At 51.8% G+C, this 18,993-nt stretch carries 14 protein-coding genes; 7 read left to right on the top strand and 7 right to left on the bottom strand.

What is annotated here, in order from left to right; translation table 11 throughout:
- Positions 1–413 precede the first annotated feature (413 nt).
- Positions 414–614: a DUF1016 N-terminal domain-containing protein gene (locus ACYVJM_RS26780; RefSeq protein WP_461151295.1), complete on the top strand. Its 201-nt coding sequence runs from the start codon at positions 414–416 to the stop codon at positions 612–614.
- 419 nt (positions 615–1,033) lie between these two features.
- On the opposite strand, the gene ACYVJM_RS26775 is transcribed toward ACYVJM_RS26780, so the two are convergent.
- The 6 genes from ACYVJM_RS26775 to ACYVJM_RS26750 all read right to left on the bottom strand — a co-directional run bounded on the left by ACYVJM_RS26775 (position 1,034) and on the right by ACYVJM_RS26750 (position 8,947).
- Complete coding sequence (locus tag ACYVJM_RS26775) at positions 1,034–3,670, bottom strand: excinuclease ABC subunit UvrA (protein WP_461151294.1); 2,637 nt, start codon at positions 3,668–3,670, stop codon at positions 1,034–1,036.
- A gap of 294 nt (positions 3,671–3,964) precedes the next feature.
- A complete protein-coding gene (locus ACYVJM_RS26770) occupies positions 3,965–5,131 on the bottom strand; it encodes a zinc-dependent alcohol dehydrogenase (RefSeq protein WP_461151293.1) in 1,167 nt (388 codons plus the stop codon).
- Positions 5,112–5,966: an SRPBCC family protein gene (locus tag ACYVJM_RS26765; protein WP_461151292.1), complete on the bottom strand. Its 855-nt coding sequence runs from the start codon at positions 5,964–5,966 to the stop codon at positions 5,112–5,114. The genes ACYVJM_RS26770 and ACYVJM_RS26765 overlap by 20 nt, the downstream gene beginning before the upstream one ends.
- Before the next feature lie 93 nt (positions 5,967–6,059).
- The gene (locus ACYVJM_RS26760) at positions 6,060–7,091 is read right to left on the bottom strand and encodes an L-dopachrome tautomerase-related protein (RefSeq protein WP_461151291.1); all 1,032 of its coding nucleotides are present in this window, start codon (positions 7,089–7,091) and stop codon (positions 6,060–6,062) included.
- A gap of 138 nt (positions 7,092–7,229) precedes the next feature.
- Positions 7,230–7,775, bottom strand: coding sequence for a hypothetical protein (locus ACYVJM_RS26755; protein ID WP_461151290.1), 546 nt, complete (start codon positions 7,773–7,775; stop codon positions 7,230–7,232).
- Between the two features lie 11 nt (positions 7,776–7,786).
- Entirely contained in the window at positions 7,787–8,947 is a 1,161-nt protein-coding gene (locus ACYVJM_RS26750) for a zinc-dependent alcohol dehydrogenase (RefSeq protein ID WP_461151289.1), read from the bottom strand.
- A gap of 1,249 nt (positions 8,948–10,196) precedes the next feature.
- Here ACYVJM_RS26750 and ACYVJM_RS26745 point away from each other — a divergent pair.
- The 6 genes from ACYVJM_RS26745 (at position 10,197) to ACYVJM_RS26720 (ending at position 17,699) form a co-directional block, all read left to right on the top strand.
- Positions 10,197–10,511: a hypothetical protein gene (locus ACYVJM_RS26745; protein WP_461151288.1), complete on the top strand. Its 315-nt coding sequence runs from the start codon at positions 10,197–10,199 to the stop codon at positions 10,509–10,511.
- 226 nt (positions 10,512–10,737) lie between these two features.
- The gene (locus ACYVJM_RS26740; RefSeq protein ID WP_461151287.1) at positions 10,738–11,532 is read left to right on the top strand and encodes an SDR family NAD(P)-dependent oxidoreductase; all 795 of its coding nucleotides are present in this window, start codon (positions 10,738–10,740) and stop codon (positions 11,530–11,532) included.
- A gap of 237 nt (positions 11,533–11,769) precedes the next feature.
- The gene (locus ACYVJM_RS26735) at positions 11,770–12,681 is read left to right on the top strand and encodes an alpha/beta fold hydrolase (RefSeq protein WP_461151286.1); all 912 of its coding nucleotides are present in this window, start codon (positions 11,770–11,772) and stop codon (positions 12,679–12,681) included.
- A 689-nt stretch (positions 12,682–13,370) separates the two neighbouring features.
- Entirely contained in the window at positions 13,371–13,778 is a 408-nt protein-coding gene (locus tag ACYVJM_RS26730) for a PadR family transcriptional regulator (protein ID WP_461151285.1), read from the top strand.
- Positions 13,779–13,813: 35 nt separating this feature from the next.
- Positions 13,814–16,366 carry a PspC domain-containing protein gene (locus tag ACYVJM_RS26725; protein WP_461151284.1) on the top strand — a complete coding sequence of 851 codons (2,553 nt, stop codon included), beginning with the start codon at positions 13,814–13,816 and terminating at the stop codon, positions 16,364–16,366.
- 139 nt (positions 16,367–16,505) lie between these two features.
- On the top strand, positions 16,506–17,699 hold the full coding sequence (locus ACYVJM_RS26720; RefSeq protein WP_461151283.1) for a hypothetical protein: 1,194 nt from the start codon (positions 16,506–16,508) through the stop codon (positions 17,697–17,699).
- Between the two features lie 90 nt (positions 17,700–17,789).
- Here the strand turns inward: ACYVJM_RS26720 and ACYVJM_RS26715 are convergent, their stop codons facing one another.
- On the bottom strand, positions 17,790–18,860 hold the full coding sequence (locus ACYVJM_RS26715) for an AI-2E family transporter (RefSeq protein ID WP_461151282.1): 1,071 nt from the start codon (positions 18,858–18,860) through the stop codon (positions 17,790–17,792).
- Positions 18,861–18,993: the final 133 nt, after the last annotated feature.

Raw genomic sequence — 18,993 nt, 5'->3', positions numbered from 1 at the left:
GCTGGAAAAATTACTATAAGTCGCCCGAATCAGGGGCCGAGAAATAGCTTAACTTAGGACTACCAGTAAAATGGTCAATATAGAATCGGACTAACTCAAAACGGTCAACTTATTTTAGGACGGTACAAGATGCGAAAAATTCATTTTTTTCGGACGTTTTTCTGAACGATGGCATAGTAGGAGGGGAGTGGTCGAAAACAATAGTTTTTGCGTTCAATAAACCCGTTCAGTTTAATAGTTCAGCATTTTTAGCCAATGTTTGGTTTTTGTGAACGTATAAGCTCAATCTGGGCAGTTTGATAAAGTACTTTCAGCGCACATCCTTCATCCTTTATTGAGTAACTTCGCCGATAGAAAATCGTGTCTGTTACGATCCCATCTTACTCAAAAAGACGTATTTGCTTTCCACCTAAATGGATCAATTAGTTTCTGAAATTCGGCAGATTATTCATCAATCAAGAGAAAGTGCAGCTCGCTCTATTAATCATGCCTTAGCCCTAATGTACTGGCATATTGGTCGGGTTATTGTCGAGGATGAGCAGCAAGGTCAAGACCGAGCCACGTATGGTAAAGGGCTTCGCCGAGTGAACGCTTATTCTAAAATTCTGGCATAGTCTAACCCTTATCTTTCAAGCCTGAAATCGTTCACGAAAAGGTTGCTTTCTCTAAACGCTTACTATGAAATGTACAATTTAATAATAAGTTTAAGATCGGATTTACTCTAATTTGGTTAGCGGTAAAATACTATTTGAAAATGAATCAGACCGCTTGTAAGGATTAAAGCGTAATGATTTGCCTCGGAGTCGGGTACAACTGGTGGACCTGGTCATTTAGGAAGCAAATACATGAAAGATTCATCGTCTCAGAAAGAAGGGTATTTTGAAGTAAAATGGCACGCCACTAAAATAGCAACCTTTTGTTTGGGTCGCTGCCTCCTGGTAATTCTGTTAAACTATCAGGAGGCAGTGGCCCAAGATGAAACTAACTTGGTAGCGCATTGACTTGACGTTGATTAGGGGAGACTTAGCTCGGGCTACAGAAAGTTCGAAAGGAAAGGAGCCGTGCGGCTTGCCTGACGCGCGGCAATCTGGGCGGGAGTGCCTGCCGCAACGATCGTGCCGCCGTGATTCCCGGCTCCGGGTCCCACGTCGATCACCCAATCACATTGGGCGACCATACGCATATCATGCTCGACGACAATCACGGTATTGCCCGCATCAACCAGGCGGTTCAGCTGAGCCAAAAGACGGTCGACATCCCGCGGATGGAGGCCGGTGGTCGGCTCGTCCAACACGTAGAGGGTGGTGCCCCGTTGCGTACGTTGCAGTTCGGTGGAGAGTTTGATGCGCTGTGCCTCCCCGCCGGAAAGCTCGGTCGCGCTTTGCCCAAGTTTGAGATAGCCCAGGCCAATAGCTTGCAGCGTATCGAGGGACCGTAACACCAACGCTTCCTGAGCAAAAAACAGGCAGGCTTCGTCGACCGTCATGCCCAGCACATCCGCGATGGATTTACCGTTCCAGTAAATCTCCAGCGTCTTTTCGTTGTAACGTGTGCCATGGCAGGTCGGACAGGGGGCATACACGCTCGGCATGAACAGCAGCTCGATGCTGACCTGGCCCTCTCCCTCACAGGTTGGGCACCGCCCTTTGGCGACGTTGAAGGAAAAACGGCCGGCATCGAAGTGTCTCTTACGGGCCTCCGGCGTGGCGGCAAAGAGTTTTCGGACCTGATCAAAAAGCCCGGTATAGGTGGCCAGGTTGGAGCGTGGGGTTCGTCCGATTGGTTTTTGATCCACCTCAATCAGTCGCTGGATGGCCTCGGTAGCGCCCCCCAATCGACCGATGGTTTTTTCGGCGGGGGTATTTTCCAGCGTATCTTCCTCGGTCTCTTCCCGTCTCATACCCAGGTGCGCTGCCACCAGATCCAGCAGCGACTGGCTCACCAGGCTGGATTTACCGGAGCCCGAGACACCGGTCACGGCGGTAAAGCAACCCAGCGGAAACGAAACATCCACCCCCTGAAGATTATTTCGTCGGACTCCTTCCAGACGTAGCCAGCCTTGAGGGGAACGGTTGGGGGATGAGAGCCGGGCTGTTTCCTCAAACAGGTAGGGTCGGGTGCGGGACTCGGTGACTTGCCTGAGGCCTTGTGGTTCTCCACTGTAGAGAATGCGCCCGCCCGCGCTGCCTGCCTCAGGGCCAACGTCAACCAGCCAATCGGCACGGCGCATCAGTTCAACGTCATGTTCGACCACAAAAAGCGAGTTGCCCGACGCTTTTAGCCTGTCCAGGGCGTCGAAGAGCGCGTGGCCATCGGCCGGGTGCAGCCCGGCTGTTGGCTCGTCCAGCACATAGATGACCCCAAAGAGCTGGGAGGAGAGTTGAGTGGCCAGCCGCAGCCGCTGCAACTCACCGGATGAGCAGGTGGGCGTGCTACGGTCAAGCGACAGATAACCCAGGCCCAGCTCGATAAGCGTTGTCAGGCGATCCAGCAGATCACCGCACAGACGCTCGGCAGCGATGCGCTTTTCCGGCGAGAGGTCATCCGTACGGCGCACATCCGGGGCGCCCTTGTGCGCTGAGCCACCTGCCTGCAGGCGCCGATCCAGCGCGGCTTTTGCCGCCTGGCGACTCACCAGCGACGTTGCCGGGTTCCTGTCGGCGGCAAACTCGCCATTCGCGGCTGGCCTAATAACGTCTGCCAGTTGGTCCAGAGAGAGGTGCGAAAGATCGGCGATGTCGTAACCGGCGAAGGTAATCGAAAGGGCCTCGGGCTTTAAGCGCTTGCCCTGGCATACCGAGCAGGGGCTACTGATCATAAACTGCAACACGCGTTTGCGCATGGCTGCACTGTCCGTATGGGCAAGCGTGTGCTCCAGGTTTCGTTTGGCGCTGCTGAAAGTTCCCTGATAGCTCGGTTCCATCTTCAGTCGCTGAGCCTGACGCGTTTCGGTCGGGGTGAGACCCGCATAGACGGGAACCGTCGGCTGCTCGTCCGTAAAGAGAATCCACTGTCGATCCTTTTTGGGCAGGTCTTTCCAGGGTATGTCGATGTCATAGCCCAGAGAGACTAAAATGTCGCGCAGGTTCTGACCGCCCCAGGCCGTGGGCCAGGCGGCAATGGCCCGCTGGCGGATGGTCAATGACGGATCGGGAACCATCGACTCCTCGGTCATGGTATGCACGCGGCCCATGCCCTGGCAGCGGGGACAGGCCCCTTGCGGGGTGTTGAAGGAAAAATCTTCGGCATAGAGCATCGTCTGCCGGGCGGGGTAAGTACCCACGCGCGAGTAGAGCATGCGCACCAGGCTCGAAAGGGTCGTCAGACTACCTACCGTCGAGCGGGCATTGGGCGTGCCGCGTTGCTGCTGGAGGGCGACGGCGGGTGGAAGGCCGTCAATGGCATCGACATCCGGCACGCCGACCTGATCGATCAGCCGTCTGGCATACGGGGAAACCGATTCCAGATACCGTCGCTGTGCTTCGGCATAGAGGGTACCGAAGGCCAGGGACGACTTGCCCGAGCCGGAGACACCGCTGAAAATCACCAGCTGATTGCGTGGTATGGAGACGTCGATATTTTTGAGGTTGTGCTCACGAGCGCCCCGCACGCGGACAAATCCGGATGCTGCTTGATCGTCCTGGTCGTTGGCGTTTGTTCGTCGAGCCATAAAGGGATACCGAATTTGATTGGTTTTTGGGCAACTTGCCTTAAAAAGCTATGACGGACTCCAATTTCTTCAATTGTAGTTTGTGTTGTGTGCTGGGCCAAACGTTAACAGACTCGCTTACACACGAAGAAAAGAGGACCATTTAACTGACAAATGCATGGACACGCCTTCGTCTCACTAAAAACGGTAAACAGCTTCATTAGTTTAGAAGCGACGGCTGGTCAGGCGGATGAACGCCCGCCGTCTTTCCGCACTATCGCGGGGTTCCTCCCGCCTGACCAGCCGTACAATCCCCTATTGTGGCGCAAAAACAACCCGCATCGTTTCTTTTTTATTGAACAGGTCGTAGCCTTTCATGCCCTCATCGAGCGACATTTTGTGGGTGAGCATAAACCCTGAGTTAAGCTCCCCTTTTTGCAGATGCTCCAGCAGCCGGGGAATGTAGCGCTGCCCGTGTTGCTGGCCCATTCGGAACGTCAGGGCTTTGTTCATGGCCGCTCCCATCGGGATGCTATCGACTAAGCCGCCGTATACCCCAATAATGGAAACGGTCCCGCCTTTCCGACAGGCCAGGATGGCTTCCCGCAGCACAATCGGCCGATCAGATTCCAGCCGGACAAACTGTTTGGCTTTGTCGTAATAATAATCCAGCCCTTCGCTGACGGCTTCCATACCCACGCAGTCGATGCAGCGGTCGGGGCCACGCCCACCGGTCATTTCCCGCAAGGCTTCCTGCACATCGACTGTCGAGAAATCAAGCACCTCCGCTTTACTGATGTCTTTGGCCATGCGTAGTCGTTCGGGTTCCCGGTCGATGGCAATCACGCGGGACGCACCCAGCAGAAAAGCACTTTGAATGGCCATTTGACCTACTCCTCCGCAGCCCCAGATCGCCACCACGTTGCCCGGCTGAATGTCAGCCAGATCCGCGGCCATAAAGCCCGTTGGCATCGCGTCCGAGGCAAACACAGCGGCTTCGTCGGGTAATCCTTCGGGAATGACAAAGCAGCCCTGATCGGCATACGGTACGCGAATGTAGTCGGCATGGGAGCCAGCATAGCCGCCAAAGGCGTGCGAGTACCCAAAAATCCCGGCTGGCGAATCCCCGTAGACTTTTTCCGGTATCCAGGCGTGGGGATTGGAGTTGTCGCAGAGCGACCACTGGGTATCCTGGCAATATTGGCACTCGCCACAGCCCAGAATCGAACACACTACGACCCGGTCGCCTTTCTTGATCTTCTTCACCTCCGAACCGGTTTCGACCACTTCGCCCATAAACTCATGGCCAATGATATCGCCTTCGCGCATGGTTGGCACGTAGCCGTTGAGCAGGTGGAGGTCGGAGCCACAAACCGATGACAGAATAACCCGCAGAACCGCGTCTTTGGGGTTGAGAATAGTTGGGTCGGGAACCCGCTCTGTGCGCAGGTCACCAACCCCGTTATAACATAGCGCTTTCATGTTTTTCGTCCGCTTCAGCGTGTTCAGATACTGGTTTCTTACTGGTTTGCTGCTCAGGTTTCCGACCGGACGGCTGTCCTTCGATGGTCGCGATTTCGCCGGTTTCCAGCAATTGCTTGAACCGGCGCAGATCCTGCTTGATCAGTTGCGCAAAGGCCGGGTTGAACAGCTTCATCAGCACACCGCCAACTTGCCCGGCCGGTGGCCGATAGGCAATAAAGGCGTGAACTTCCGTACCCTGGCCATTGGGTGCATCGACAAACCTCACTTCGCCTGCGTTGTCAATCCTGGCATCGGCAACTGATTTCCAGACTAATCGCTCGTTTTCAACTTCTTCAAGGATTTCGGCATCCCACTCCACTGTTCCCAGTGTTTTCGCCAGGAGCCCATCCGATAGCTTCGCGACCCAGTGCGACCGGTTGTTGTCGAGTTGTCGAACCTCGCTCAGGTGAAACATAAACCGGGGCAGGTTCTCCAATTGCCGCCAATAGGCATATACCTCTTGGCGCGGTTTGTTGATGGTCAGGCTTTTGGTAATTTCAATCGAATCCACTACCTGATTTGGGGTCGTTGGCTCGGCCGTATTTCGCCCCAGCGCCTGGTTCATGGGGCAATAGCCCGACGCCCCCCGGTAGATCATAAATCCGCCCAGCGAAGCCAGTAAGAGTCCGCCAAACGAACCCCGTCGCAGGCCATAGGTGGCCAGCAACGCTCCGCCAGCCATCGACCAGACTCGCTCCGTATTGCCCACATTGATTCGACTGGACCCGCTGGCGTCGGGTTCAATCGGTTCCATGCCCAGTACCCGCGACACGGGCTGCTTTTTGTTTGCCATAGTTTTAGGGAGATGTAAGGTTTGTTTGCCCGCTTAACCGCCTAGTCTGCTCGTTAACCCCACATAAGTCAAGGGTTGGGCAGAAGGCCGCTTTTAGGCATCAGGCAATTTCATCCGGTAAATGGCATAGGGTGTTGTTCGTTTGTTTTCGCCTTCATTGTAATCGGGTTGCTTATGGATCTGGGAGCAACTGATGTATAAATAATCATCCGTTGAAATGGAATAACTATCGGGCCAGATCAGCCTTTCATCGGATACGACATCTTCCAGCTTATGGGCAGGCGTTATTCGTACCAGTTTGTAATGCTGATAATCGCCCAGATACAAGTTGCCGTTTTTGTCAAATACCATCCCGTCCGTCACTGCAAACCGTCCCAAATCTTCCACCGCAGCCTCCCATTGTTCTTCCGGCAAGGCTTCGTTTCGCAAAAATTCCGTGTGAATGCGGTAGAGTTTATTGTCAGTGAGCGGTTTATAATACAGCCATTCGCCATCCGGTGTTAAGGCAATGCCATCCGATTGGAGGTGTGCCGGCTGCCCTTGCTTTTTGAATTCTTTTCCGTCCACGATCAGGGTAAAAGAAGGGTCGTGTTTCACCGAAGGATGATGGCGCAATACCTCCCGGATGGTTCCCGTTTCCAGATTGATGACCACAATTCCCCCTTCATTGGAGTTGGTTAAATACGCTACCTTTCTACGGGTATCGACCCGCACATCGTTGATGTAGCTTTTGTTGCTCAGGACGCCCTCAAACCGGTAGACTTCTTCGATGCTGTCGGTAGCCAGATTGAACTTCACCAGTTTAAAACTAGCGTCATAAACCTGTTCCATGTTCGGGCAGGCCGGGTCCACCACCCACAGGTTGTTCTCGGCGTCAACATAGACGGCCTGCACACAAACCCATTTATCCTTTCCATTATCCCCTTCCTGCCAATTGTTCCACCGTTCGTCCGGATAAGGTTTCACCCGGTTATTGGGTAAAATTTCGACCACACTGTACTGGTGTGGGCCGGGCCATAACGGATAACAGGTAAATAAACGACCGTCTTTCGCGATCGCCACACCGGTTAACTGGTCCGTATCGTCGGAAAACACTTCTTCTAATTGATGACTGCTCGTAGGCATAATTGGATCGGTTTAAATGATTTAGCACCCGTAAACAGGTACCTGGTAACTAGCCGGGCCAAAATAGATCAACCCAAATGTGTTCAACGTGTGGCCTCATTTGAGTTGATCCAATCAATCCTACCCGCTTTCTAAACCCTACGTACGCTTGTTTTTCCGGTTCAGCAGCATGTAGCCGGCCGTGATCAGCAAGGCTGTAGTCGCTGTCTTTTGGATAAAAGCAGGGCGGTTATACTTCCATTCCGCTCGCCAGCCCCTTTCGATCCAGGGGTTGGGAAGAATGCCGTGGGCTAAGTCACTCAGCTTTCCCTCAATGGCGTTTATCCGGTCGGCCAAGATCAGCGTCATCCAGTGCGTAGCGGTCGCTTCACTAAACTGATAAGCATAGCGACGGACAGCCCCACTGAGGCCCGAAGGCGGTGACGACGTGCCAAAGACACGAGTAATGCCCGGCCGCTCCACCGAATGCAGGACCTCGATGTCGAGGGGCTGCTGGGGGGCTTTTTCATAATTGAGCCGCTCGTGGTCCGCCCCGTTCCACTGTTTCATGGGGTAGGTGGGATCATTTTCCGGATCGGCATCCATGCCCCAGCCAGGTATGTCTTTGATACGGTTTCTCTGGTTTCGATTCGCAATCTTGCGGTCCTGAAATTCACCTATTCTATCTTCTAGTACGGTTTGCATACGTTTAGTGTTTAAGCCGCATTGGCACGTGGCGGAATTAACAAGGGTTTAACGATGTGGTCCAGCTTACTGGAAAACATGCGGTACGCATCCGGCACTTCTTCCAGCGGTAGCCGGTGGGTAATGATTTCCTTGGGATTGATTCGGCCGCTCATGATGTGATCAATCAGCTTGGGCAGCAGCCGTTTCACCGAGGCCTGATTGGCCCGCACGGTAATCCCTTTGTTCATCAGACTGCCAATGGGGGCCAGGTTCCAGGGAGGACCGTATACGCCAATGATGGAAACAATGCCCCCTTTTTTTACCGAGTTAATCGCCCAGTGCAGGGCGGTGGCATCGCCGGCTTGCAGGAGTAGTCCTTTACCGGTGATGGTTTGCAAAGCATTGCCGGTGCCATCGCAGCCTACCGCATCAATACAGACGTCGGCGCCAAAGTAATCGGTGGCTTTTTTCAGGAACACCACCGGGTCTTTCATCTCCCGGAAGTTGTAAGCCTCAGCAAAGGCAAACTTGCGGGCAAACTCCAGGCGGTAATCGACATGGTCAATCACAATGACCCGGGTAGCCCCGAAAAACCAGGCAAAACGGGCTGCCATCAGACCGACCGGACCAGCGCCAAACACCACCACGGTATCGCCTTTCTGGATGCCGCCCTGTTCGGCCGCCTGATAGCCCGTGGGCACCACGTCGGTCAGCAGAACGGCGTTTTCCAGGTCCATTCCTTCGGGGATTATGGTGGGGCTCACATCGGCGTAGGGTACCCGAACGTATTCGGCCTGTCCGCCATCATAGCCCCCGCCGGTGTGAGCATAGCCAAAAAAGCCCCCGACAGCTGTAGCTTCCGGATTTGACTCATTGCAGTTGCCATAGAGTTCCTGCTTGCAATGCGGGCAGGTGCCACAGGCCACATTAAAGGGCACCAGCACGTGGTCACCCACTTTCAGTTTTTGCACGCCCGAGCCGACCGCTTCGACTACGCCGGTAAACTCATGGCCAAAGGTCATGCCCACCCGGGTATCGGGCACACGACCGTGATAGAGGTGCAGGTCTGAGCCGCAAATCAGGGATCGGGTGACCCGGACAATGGCATCATAGGGATGCTTGATTTCCGGCTCGGGCTTATTCCGGTCTAGCCTGATCTGACGGGGCCCGCGAAAATTCATGGCTAACATAGCTACCTGTCATTAAAGATGATTGAGCTGGTTTACGCTAACCCAATCCATTGTCATGCTGCATGGAGGCTACCTTAAGCACTGGCGAGAGCGCTTAAACAGGTCTATCTGCTGAAATGCCATGCTGGCTACCTACCCTGGAAGTAGGACGAAGAGGAGCAACATCAACCGAATTAGTTTTCACCACAAATCCCCGCTTACGAATTGAAGCTTCTGGGTCCTCAGAAGGGCGTGTTAGCGGTATGGGGCAAGCCCCTTAACACGATCTGTATGGTTTATCCCTTCCGAATGAGGAACAACTGTCCATCGGGTACCTAATTCACAGGCACTTCCTGTCTCATAAGACAAACACCTTCGCTTGGTGGCCCCGCCGCCGACGAGTTGGGTCATGGTCGACTGCGCAATGTGGCTCTGATAGCGGCTGCTACCAGCCTCGTCTGGACCTTACTGGCGACTCCTTTTAGCAAGTTGCCTGGCGTACGATCCATTCACCTATGTCAAGACGTCGATTTGTCTGGAAACAACTTTTGTTTAGAAACAAAGTTATAGTCGAACCAAAAAAGTGAGGCTACGGTCGCATCTAAAAAAAAGAACCGTGCTCCTGTGCGCCCGTTTCATCCGTGGACATTTCACGCTGGTTGATTAGCGTTCTATATCGGTGTAAGCTGATTGTTTAGAAAAATAAGCTTTTTTATCGTAAGGTATTTGTCTAGTTCAGGGGATAGGCGACCATCCATGCAGCTCGGAGAATCAACTTTCTTCAGTTCTAGTGTAGCCACGTCAATTGAGGGTCCTTAACGGGCTCTAGTTTAACCAAACCGAATAATTTGCTCGACTGCCCATGGATAAATTCAGGGTCTGGTTTATCAGGATGTTTCATTCAGTGTTCGCCTACATACAGCCCGTCCCAGAAGTTATACATACTTAAAATTGGACAGATGTACTTGGCTCATTCCTAGCAGAATCGACTGCTCTGGAGTTGACGGAATCGGGGGGTAGCCCGGCGGTGGTCAGTTTGATCCTAATACCCAATTGGTGCCGTATACTCGATAGCCCAACCCCGGCACGCTATTCCTCGCCCTTCACAGGCTGTTTTTGTCGTTACAAACGCCTATTATTATTGCCCGAACAACCCGGCTAATTAAAAACGTTACTCACCAAAAACCAATCGTCTTTGGGCCTGAACAGTGGCGCGATACAAAGTCCGTGAACAGTGAGCGTGTTGCCTGGGTTGTTATAGAAAAACAACATGCAAACGCCCTACGAGTATCTACAAGCCCAATTGGCATCCCAGCAACCCCTAATGGAGACCGAAGAAGGGGGGTATTTAGTCTCGGAGGTGACGGTCGTTGATGAGACGACGAATGCCTTTACATTTAGCCTGGCTGGTTATGGCCTGATGGCTGGCAGCGCGTTGGCCGGAAGCGTAGAGGATTCCCAGGATGCCAACTATCCAGGTACCTACAATTTTGTGGCTGGCGACGCGGATGCCAACAAGTCCGTACACCAAAACTACAGCCACGACAACGTCCTGTTGTTCTTTACCCAGGGAGTCACCCTCTAGCTTTTCGGCTAAGCGTATCGGTAGCTTGACCGTCACCAGAAACCGGTAGGCTGCTGGTGACGGTCTGGTAATAGATTGTCATCTTAATCGGATGGCCACCTATACTCCTGTGATAGAACGAGTAGCCGTATTGGTTAAGCCAATGGCATCGTGCACAGTGTACTAATCACGACCAGTGGGCACCAGGCCTACTTGACTAAAGTATTAAAGCTTAAACACGAATAAAATGGATTTGCAGCTACGCGGTAAAACCGCTTTGGTAACCGGATCAACGGCGGGCATTGGGTTGGCGATTGCTAAAACGTTGGCTCAGGAAGGGGTCGAAGTCATACTCAATGGCCGAGATAAGGGCCGAGTCGATGCCCTGGTCCATCAACTGACGGCTGAATTGCCCGGTACCCGGTTTCAAGGCATTGCGGCTGACTTCAGTCAGGTCGAGGAAATAAACACCTTGTTGGCCCAACTACCTCAGGTGGACATACTGATCAATAACGTGGGCATATTTGAGCCCAGGGAATTCACTCAGATATCCGATGAAGACTGGTTCAAGTTTTTTGAGGTCAATGTTATGAGCGGAGTTCGACTCTCCCGCCATTATTTCCCCAACATGTTGGCCAACGGATGGGGGCGAATCATTTTTGTCTCCAGTGAATCGGCGCTGCAAATCCCGACGGAGATGATTCACTACGGTACGACGAAGACGGCTCAACTGGCCATCTCGCGGGGGTTAGCCGAACTGACCACCGGCACCGACGTGACCGTTAACACGGTGCTGCCTGGCCCGACCTTGTCAGAAGGGGTTGGCGATTTTATCACCAGTATGGCCGCCAGTCGTCAGGTGTCGGTCGAGGAAATGGAGAAGGACTTCTTCAAACAGGCCCGCCCGACCTCCATCATCAAACGGTTTGCCACAACCCAGGAAATAGCCAATCTGGTGGCTTATCTGTCGAGTCCACTGGCCTCGGCCACGAACGGAGCCGCCGTCCGGGTCGATGGGGGTGTTACCAAGACCATTGCCTAATCGAGTGCCATTCATCTACGCGTAGACAGGCTATAGCTGACTAGATACGACAGTAAACAAGCCTTACGTTGTGTCCAGCAAAATGTGGAGTTTCTACGTTTTAGTAAACAAACAGATCCTGTTTAAATTAGTAGTAGCCTGTAAGGGTAGCCAGGCCACCAGCCCTAAATTATATGCCACGGTTGCGGTTCATCGTACGTTGATTCGCGCAACCTTAAGATTTATTGACTACTGCGTATGTTCCTGAATTATGTCCGGCTTGGTGCCGGTAAACCGTTATTACTGCTCCATGGCCTGGGGAGTTCCTTAAAGGTCTGGGATCGCATTGTCGGTGAGTTAGCCCTTCACCGGGAGGTAATTGCGCTGGATTTGCCCGGTTTCGGGCAGTCCCCTGCCCTAGTTGGGGAGGTATCCATTCCCACCCTGGCCGATGCGGTAACCGATTTCTTAAGCCAGCATCAGCTCCTGGGCATTGATGCCGTCGGCAATTCGATGGGGGCCCGGCTGGTGCTTGAATTAGCCCGGCGGAGTAATGTGGTCGGTTCGGTCGTATCCCTGGATCCGGGTGGGTTCTGGCAAGGCTGGCAGGTGGCCTATTTCTACCAATCGGTTCGGCTATCGGCTCAATTATCCAGTCTCATCCAACCGATCTTACCCCCCCTGGTGAGCAATCCGGTGAGCCGAACGCTGTTGTTCGCGCAATTTTCGGCCCATCTCTGGACGATTCCGGCTCGAGTGGCCCTGAATGAATTTCGGGAGTTTCTGCCTACCCCCAGCTTCACCAAACTCCTGGATAGTCTGGCTCATGGTCCCCCCCAGCAGGGAGCACCGCTTGGCTCCATCCCCAACCTGGTCATTGGCTGGGGTCGTCAGGACCGGATTTGTCCGCCCAGCCAGGCGAAACGGGCCTTGGCATTGTTTCCTGACGCGCAGCTTCATTGGTTTTCGAATTGTGGCCACGTGCCGCAGCTGGATGTGCCGGCTGAAACCGTGGCGCTGATTCTGGCCGTCACGGAGGGTCGCTACGAGCCTCAAACACCAGTCCCCACCTCGGCAAAAGAGTCTGAAGTTACCGGAAAAGTATTTCTGGGTGTGGGTGTCGCGGTGGTGCTGGTCGGCCTATTTCTCACGTTTGGCTTCAAACGATAAGGTCATATCGGATCACAAAGGCCTCTACGATGTCTACAACGATTTAGGGGCTATTTCTTTAGACTAGTGCGGTGAGACCAGCAAGACCTTTGATCTAAATGTACCATTTTTGAGCTTTTAAGTCTGGAGGAGAAATTATTGGCTATTTCCCGAAAAAATACAATCTAAAGTTTTAACGATTTCGTTCACGAAAACGCTCGACTAGATGGATCATGTACATATATTAACAATTTATCTTATAGTGAGGGTTCAGTCTTAGTATCACACTTCATCGAGTATACAGCATAACTGTTGGTGTAAGTCCTTCCACAAATCAAGCTTTCACTGCTTGAAAGAAAGTCCTCTATTTAAGTTAAATGGTCTTTTGGAAATAAGGAAGAGAGACAAGTCAGCCACTCTTTTTCTCCAATACCAACTCAATTGATCAAGTCTCAAGCATCAAGTTGGCCCTCTAGCCAGTTCATGGTCGACCAAACCCTAGCGACCACCACGATCGAGGAAAAATCCTTGTAGTAATAGGTCGTTGGCCTAAAGTGTCGCATTTACTTTGGAAACTGACATATACCACCACTCATCCTGCCTTTTATACCATTGATACAGAAAGTAAGATAAAAATAATAAGGTACCTTGCATCGCATAGTACCTTATTGTACCTTTGAACTAAGAAATTAACGAAATCAAATACACCAATGAATATAGAAAACGCTCAGGTGCAAATGCGGAAGGGTATTCTGGAGTTCTGCATTTTGCACATCATATCGCGGGGCGAAATTTATGCCTCCGATATGCTCGACGAGCTGACTTCCGCCAGAATCATGGTTGTAGAGGGAACCTTGTATCCACTATTAACCCGCCTGAAGAATGCCGGTCTGCTCGATTACAAATGGGTAGAGTCTACCTCCGGGCCTCCACGTAAATATTACATTCTCACCGACCTCGGTCGCACATCACTGGATGCACTCAACGCTACCTGGCAGGAACTTGCCGAATCTGTTAATGCGATTGTCGGAAAAGTAGATTTACACAAAAAAATTACGAATGGTGCGGTCAATGTTTCGCCCTCGCCTGACCCAATAATTCCTCCAGCCAACGCTTAGCCTATTCTCTTCAAAAACCGAATCGTCGGACTCCAATGAAAAAGACAATCAGCATAAATATTAGTGGCGTCATCTTTCATATTGAAGAGGATGGCTACGACAAACTTAAAAATTACCTGACTACGGTACAGCAGTACTTTTCGACCTACGAAGACAGTCAGGAAATTGTTACCGACATCGAAAACCGGATTGCCGAGAAGCTCCTCGCTAAACTGAAAGCAGCCGACAAACAGGTGGTTTCCCTAGAAGATGTCAACGAACTCGTAGCCGCTATGGGTACCGTTGCTGACTTCGAAGCCGTTGAGGAAGAGGAAGTTCTGGTAACCAATGGTGGTCGTCATTCGGCAGCAGGCATTGGGCAGGGAACCGCCAGCAAAGGGTCAACTGCTCAAACGGGTAATCCGAATCCGGCTTCCGGAGCCTATGCCTCACAACCCGGCATACCGTATACGGCTCCCCGCCGGCTGGTGCGCGACCTTCGCCGGAAAACCCTGGGTGGCGTTTGTGCCGGTCTGGCCCACTATTTTAACATGGACGTGGTCTGGATTCGACTGATTTTTGTTGGCCTGTTCGTCGGCTTACCAGCCCTGAGTGGTGCGTCGAATGGTCCCGACGGATTTTTTGGTGGCCTGAGCGGCTTTACCTTCATCATCTACATTGCCATGTGGATTGCCCTGCCGGGCGTGATGACGATTGAAGACGACAAAACGGTAAAAAAGTTTTTCCGTAACCCCGAAGATAAAGTGCTGGGGGGCGTTGCCTCCGGAATCGCGGCTTACTTCGGCGTCGACACGGGTATTATCCGGCTGTTGTTCGTGCTGGGGATCGTGTTCTTCGGTGTTGGCTTCCTGCTCTATATCGTGCTGTGGATGATTGCTCCGCAGGCCAATACCCTAACCGAAAAAATGGAGATGCAGGGTCAGCCCATCACACTCTCGAACATCGAGCAGAGCATCAAACAAAACCTCAATATCAACGAAACACCAGATCGGGAGAGTACATTAACTCGCGTCTTGTTATTTCCCTTTCGTGCCATTGCCACCATCATAGGCGGTCTTGGAAGTGCACTGGGACCCCTGTTGAATGGCGTCGTTTCCCTGATTCGGGTGTTTGCCGGAGTACTGATGTTGATACTAGGCTTTTCATTCATGATCGTTTGCCTGGCCTTGCTTGGTGCTGCCATTGGCTTATGGTCTGGTACACACTTTGGCCCCGGTACGGACTTGCCAATTGAGTTGTTCCGGTCCGATGTGACGGTGCCAATGGTGTTTTCGGCTTTTGCTGCCGGCATCATCCCTGCTTTTGGCCTGGCTATTCTGGGGGTTATGCTTATCACCACCCGCAGCGTATTGAGCGGCCGGACGGCCTTAACCCTGGCGGGTGTATGGCTGTTGAGTCTAGTGGTTCTTGCCGGAACCGCTACCCCGCTGATTTCCAGCTTTCAACGACGGGGAACAGTTGAGGAGACAAAAGTGCTGAATATCCCGGCGGCCATCCCGACCTTTGCCATGAATCAGGTAGAAAACGATGATAACTTTCGTCCATCTATCGATGTAAAAGGCTACGAAGGAACAGCCATTACCTTGATTCAATATTTCCGGGCGCAGGGCAGCACCCGGACCGAAGCCCAAGCCAACGCTCGAAAAATCAAGTACGTCTATCTTGTTAAAGATTCGACGGTTCGCTTCGATGAAACGATGGAGCTTGCTCCCGGCGCGCGTTTTCGAGCCCAGGATCTGGACATGGATCTAATGATCCCCTACGAAAAACCATTTCGTATGACGAGGGATTTTGCCCGCTTCATCCGCAATGAGTTTGGCGAAAAAGAGTTTGATCGCATGGGCGAAAGCATCTGGAAGTTCACGAAAGCCGAGGGCCTGGTTTGTATCAACTTCCCCCGTGAAAAAAATCGGGATGATAACGACGAAGACAACGACGTAACTGACCTGACTGACGATGTGCAGAGTGCCGTAGCCAGCGAACTTGGCGACGACTTTGACCGCGTAAGCGACCACACCCGTCAGTTCAATGTAACGGCCTTTTCGAAAGTAAATGTGGCCGGAGCATTTGTGGTACGTTTCCGCAAGGGTGATGTTTACAAAGTCGTTGCCGATGGCCGCGAAGATGATATGAGCGATATGGACGTTCGGGTGAACGGCAGCACACTCGAAGTTAAAATTGATCGTCGGGGTGGATTGTTCGACTGGAGTAACCGCAAACGCGTCGGGTTGACCATTACGGTTCCGGGTATTGACGAACTTACCCTTTCAGGTGCTTCCAAAGCCAGTCTGACCGGGTTCGGCAACTATAAAGACTTAAAAATCGACATGAGCGGTGCCTGCCGGACGGTTTTTGACGGAACGGCAGACAAGATGAATATCCAACTGTCGGGCGCATCGAACGCGGTGTTGCGGGGCCACGTCAATCAACTGGAAGCTGACTTAACCGGAGCCAGCAAAATTGAAGCGAACGATCTGAGTGTCGATAATGCCGAAGTCGATGCCAGCGGTGCCAGCCACGCAAATTTCGGTCATGTAAATAAGATGGATTCCGAAACATCGGGCGCCAGCAAAGTGACGCGGCAGTAAATCACTGTTCACGTAAAAAGGCTGTTAACTCGCTGGTTTTGTTCGATATTTCCGGATGGACCTGCGAATTGACAGCCCTTTTTTTACCCTTACGAACAACACCGGAAGGGCGCTCATCTGACTAACTTTTCTCTATAGTATGTTCCGTATCGCACAATCATTATTCATTATTTTCTGCCTGTTAGTCGTTTCTGATACGTTTGCGCAACAACCTGATACCCTGTGGAGTAGACTGATAAGAGAGAATACACATTTACTGAAGGCTGATACTAGTGGTTTTACCGGGAAAGGATGGAATCTGATCCAGGACGGTGTTAAACAAAATCAGTACGTGTTGATCGGGGAGGATCATTTTATGGCCGAGATTCCCTTCTTTACCGAGCAGGTGCTCAACACAACAACCTTCCATACATTTGCCCTCGAAGTAGACCCATATGTGGCCCGGCGTCTCAATCAGACGCTTTCGTTGACCGATACCGCTTCGATCATGCAATGGGCCGGAAAAGCCGGACCAGCTCTGTCATTTTATAGCCTGGCCGAAGAGTTTCACATGCTTCGGGAAGCCAAAGGGGCTCAAACGTCGTTCGTGGGCCTCGATCAGGTAGCCCTGATGTCCGACTATTTGCTGTTTGAGGAGTTGGCTCGTTCCGCTGCCCGGTCCAATGTTCGGAAGCAGTATGAGGGAATGGCAAAACGGGCCAGAGTGGCCGCCGAAAAATTGACGGAGGACCTCAGTCAGCCCATGTATATGCAAAGTGCTGCTTTTGAACAGGATCTGGCTGCACTGGCGAAAATGCCTATGTCTTCGAACGAAAAGGAAATACTGGAAGCCATAAAATTGTCGGCTCGAATCTATAAAACGGGAAGTCACTCCCTGCGGGTGCAGCTCATGAAGCACCAGCTTATGTCGGTGTACGAATCCGCAATTAAAAATAAGAAAGTGCTGGTAAAAATGGGTGCCATGCACTGTGCCCGGGGAGAAAGCTATCTTACCGTTTACGATTGTGGAAACCTGCTCGCCAACCTGGCCGAAAGCGAGTTTAAAAGCTCCTTTCACATAGCTATTTTCGGTAAAAACGGTATTCAGGGAAGTCCGTTTAAAGGGCTGCCGGAGCATGCACTGGATCCTTACAAAGGCGATCTGGCCTTTATCAAACCTTTCTTTGACGCAACACCAACCGACAACTGGGTCGTTTTTGACTTATTGCCAATTCGTAAAGCGCTACAACGGCAAACACTAACCATAGACAATGTTAACCTACGAAGAACGATTTTGGGATATGATGCCCTGGTCATCTTCCCCACAGCCCATCCGTCTCACCCGTTGAAATAGGTAATAAAAAAGGGAGGAGTAAAACGCCATACCTTGAAAGTATGGCGTTTTACTCCTCCCTTTTTTACTCTATAAAACCATCCTCGACTTTCATCGTTTCTCCCGTTCCGCTTCGGCTTCCACTTTTTCCTTGGCCACGGCTACTTCTTTCTCCTGTTGTTTGTTCTGCCGCTCGAATACCTGAATCAGTACGATGAAGTAGGAGAGGAGCAACGGCCCGACAACCAGCCCCAGGATTCCAAAAATAGGGACGCCGAGCACAATTCCTGCCAGTGTAACCAGCGGATGAATATCGCCCATGCGCTTGGCCAGCATGATACGGAGCAGGTTGTCGATGTTGATGATAACCACCACCCCAACCACCAGAATGCCAATCCCCTGAGTTGTGTTGCCCTGCGATAGCTGAATCAATCCGGCTGGTCCCCAAACAAGGGGGGTTCCCAAAACGGGGATAAAAGCCATAAAGAAGGCCACCGTGCCCCAAAAAAGCGCGTCGGGTACCCCAAATATCCATAACGTGGCACCGGTTAATACACCTTGTACCAAGCTCACGAGCGCCTGACCAATGACGTTGGCGTTGACGTTATTTTTGAGTGATTCACCAAGTTCTTTCTGCGTGTCTTTTTTGAAAGGCAGGTATTTCTGGAGCCCGGCCTGAAAGCTTTCCTGCTGGACAAACATGAAATACATGGTAAAGAACATCAGTCCCAGAATCACGATAAAATCAAGTGCACCACCCGCCAGTGACGGAAGTAACCGACTCGCGTAGGAGCCCCCCTGCCTTAAAAGATTCTGGATGTTTTCCTGACTGGTGATCTGATAGCCGGTCAGCTCTTCAGCTTTCTTAGCGAGGTTTAGAATGTCTTCGGTATGCTGAGAATAGTACTGAATCCGGTCGATAAGCAGCAAGCTCAGCGTTAGGAAGGGCATGATGATAACCACTATTGAGAAAATAATCAGCAGGGTTGTCACCAGCGATTTATTCCAGTGTCGTTTGATGGCCAGCGCTGTGAACCAGGGCCGAAAAACGACATAAAGAATCCCCGCGCCCAAGAAAGCCGATATGTAGCCGCTCAAGCCATAGATAATGAAGCCTGCAATAATGAACAGGCTCGCTATGAGCAGGATGCGTTGCTGTTGGGGTGTGTAAATATTAGTCATTAGTGTGTTTAATACTGCGTTAGTAAGCGTAATGTATTAAAAACACACTAATCACTGTGAAATGTTTAGAATTGAACCGGACAGCATTCTTCTGCTCGGCAGTAAACCAATTCATCTTGCTACGTTTTTCAGA

Source organism: Spirosoma pulveris (assembly GCF_054781875.1).
This window is presented reverse-complemented; position numbering and strand designations above follow the sequence as displayed.

What these genes read in the sequence shown, in the direction of transcription:
- ACYVJM_RS26780 (WP_461151295.1), top strand. Translation starts at nt 414, where the DNA reads ATGGATCAATTAGTTTCTGAAATTCGGCAGATTATTCATCAATCAAGA.
- ACYVJM_RS26775 (WP_461151294.1), bottom strand. Translation starts at nt 3,670, where the DNA reads ATGGCTCGACGAACAAACGCCAACGACCAGGACGATCAAGCAGCATCC.
- ACYVJM_RS26770 (WP_461151293.1), bottom strand. Translation starts at nt 5,131, where the DNA reads ATGAAAGCGCTATGTTATAACGGGGTTGGTGACCTGCGCACAGAGCGG.
- ACYVJM_RS26765 (WP_461151292.1), bottom strand. Translation starts at nt 5,966, where the DNA reads ATGGCAAACAAAAAGCAGCCCGTGTCGCGGGTACTGGGCATGGAACCG.
- ACYVJM_RS26760 (WP_461151291.1), bottom strand. Translation starts at nt 7,091, where the DNA reads ATGCCTACGAGCAGTCATCAATTAGAAGAAGTGTTTTCCGACGATACG.
- ACYVJM_RS26755 (WP_461151290.1), bottom strand. Translation starts at nt 7,775, where the DNA reads ATGCAAACCGTACTAGAAGATAGAATAGGTGAATTTCAGGACCGCAAG.
- ACYVJM_RS26750 (WP_461151289.1), bottom strand. Translation starts at nt 8,947, where the DNA reads ATGTTAGCCATGAATTTTCGCGGGCCCCGTCAGATCAGGCTAGACCGG.
- ACYVJM_RS26745 (WP_461151288.1), top strand. Translation starts at nt 10,197, where the DNA reads ATGCAAACGCCCTACGAGTATCTACAAGCCCAATTGGCATCCCAGCAA.
- ACYVJM_RS26740 (WP_461151287.1), top strand. Translation starts at nt 10,738, where the DNA reads ATGGATTTGCAGCTACGCGGTAAAACCGCTTTGGTAACCGGATCAACG.
- ACYVJM_RS26735 (WP_461151286.1), top strand. Translation starts at nt 11,770, where the DNA reads ATGTTCCTGAATTATGTCCGGCTTGGTGCCGGTAAACCGTTATTACTG.
- ACYVJM_RS26730 (WP_461151285.1), top strand. Translation starts at nt 13,371, where the DNA reads ATGAATATAGAAAACGCTCAGGTGCAAATGCGGAAGGGTATTCTGGAG.
- ACYVJM_RS26725 (WP_461151284.1), top strand. Translation starts at nt 13,814, where the DNA reads ATGAAAAAGACAATCAGCATAAATATTAGTGGCGTCATCTTTCATATT.
- ACYVJM_RS26720 (WP_461151283.1), top strand. Translation starts at nt 16,506, where the DNA reads ATGTTCCGTATCGCACAATCATTATTCATTATTTTCTGCCTGTTAGTC.
- ACYVJM_RS26715 (WP_461151282.1), bottom strand. Translation starts at nt 18,860, where the DNA reads ATGACTAATATTTACACACCCCAACAGCAACGCATCCTGCTCATAGCG.